Source organism: Rhodoferax sp. RT5P35 (assembly GCF_056521385.1).
The window spans coordinates 1-1,123 of sequence record NZ_JBWMAX010000286.1 but is presented as its reverse complement, the minus strand read 5'-3'; the positions used below and the strand labels follow the sequence as shown (position 1 = coordinate 1,123).

Sequence of the window (1,123 nt, the reverse complement as noted above, 5' to 3'; positions counted from 1 at the left end):
TGCCATTTGTGAAGGCCCCGCAGCCCTGCCCGAATTTAAGGAAAATAGGCCTCTAGCGCTTATTCCATAAGCACGATAAGCTACAAATCAAATAGCAAACTTAACGCGCGTAGGCCTTGCTGTAGCGCGCTTCCAGGCGGCGGTGCACCGCGTATTCGTAGACCAGGCACAGCGACCAGTAGATCAGCGCGGCCAGTAGGTAGAAGGTGAAGGGTTTGAAGGTGGCCGAAATCACGTCGTTGATGATCTTCAGCAGCTCGGCCACGGTGATCACCGACAGCACCGAGGTGTCTTTGAACAGCCCGATCAAGGTGTTGCTGATGCCCGGAATCGCCAGCCGCAGCGCCTGGGGCGTGACCACAAAGCGCAGGGTCTGGAATTGGGTCAGCCCCAGGCTCAGGCCCGCGCTCCACTGGCCGTGGGTGATGCCGTTCAGCGCACCGCGCAGCGTCTCGGACAGGTAGGCGCTGGCGTTGACGATCAGCACCAGCGTGCCGATCACCACCAGCGGCAAATCCAGCCCCATGGAGCCTATGCCAAAGTAGATCAAAAACGCCTGGATCAGCTGCGGCGTGCCGCGCATGAAGCTCACGTACAGGCCGAAAAACCCCGCCAGTACCGGGATTTTTTCAAACCGCGCCCAGGTGATGAACAGCGCCACCGGCAGCCCAAACACCATGCCCAGCAAGGCATAGCCGATGGTGTAGGCCGTGCCCCAGGCGATGAGCGGCGCGGAATCCCAGATGGGTTGGAGGTAGTCGATCACTTAGCAAGGCCTTCACGCAAAAACGCCCGCTGGTGGGCGGGCGCATTGTCACAGGAATTGGATTTGCGTTACTTGGATGCGTCCACGCCAAACCACTTCATGGAAATCTTGGCGTAGCTGCCGTCCTTGACGATCTCGCCCAGGGCCTTGTCCAGCGCGTCTTTCAGCTTGGGGCTGCCCTTGCGGAAGGCGATGCCCTGCTTTTGCGGGTTGTCCAGCAGCACGGTGGAGGGGCGCAGGGGCAGCTTGGCTTCCTTGATCATGTAGGGCACCAGCAGGCGGTCGTTCAGCGCGGCGTCGATGCGGCCATTGGCCAAATCTTGCAGGTTCAGCGGTGCGGAGGTGTAGGCCTTGATG

General features: G+C 60.3%; 2 protein-coding genes. Both read right to left on the bottom strand.

Annotated elements, in window-relative coordinates:
• Positions 1–100: 100 nt before the first annotated feature.
• Positions 101–766: an amino acid ABC transporter permease gene (locus tag AC097L_RS25680; protein WP_479589527.1), complete on the bottom strand. Its 666-nt coding sequence runs from the start codon at positions 764–766 to the stop codon at positions 101–103.
• Between the two features lie 68 nt (positions 767–834).
• Positions 835–1,123, bottom strand: a 289-nt coding sequence (locus AC097L_RS25675) for a transporter substrate-binding domain-containing protein (protein WP_479589526.1), incomplete at its 5' end; no start/stop codon positions are given.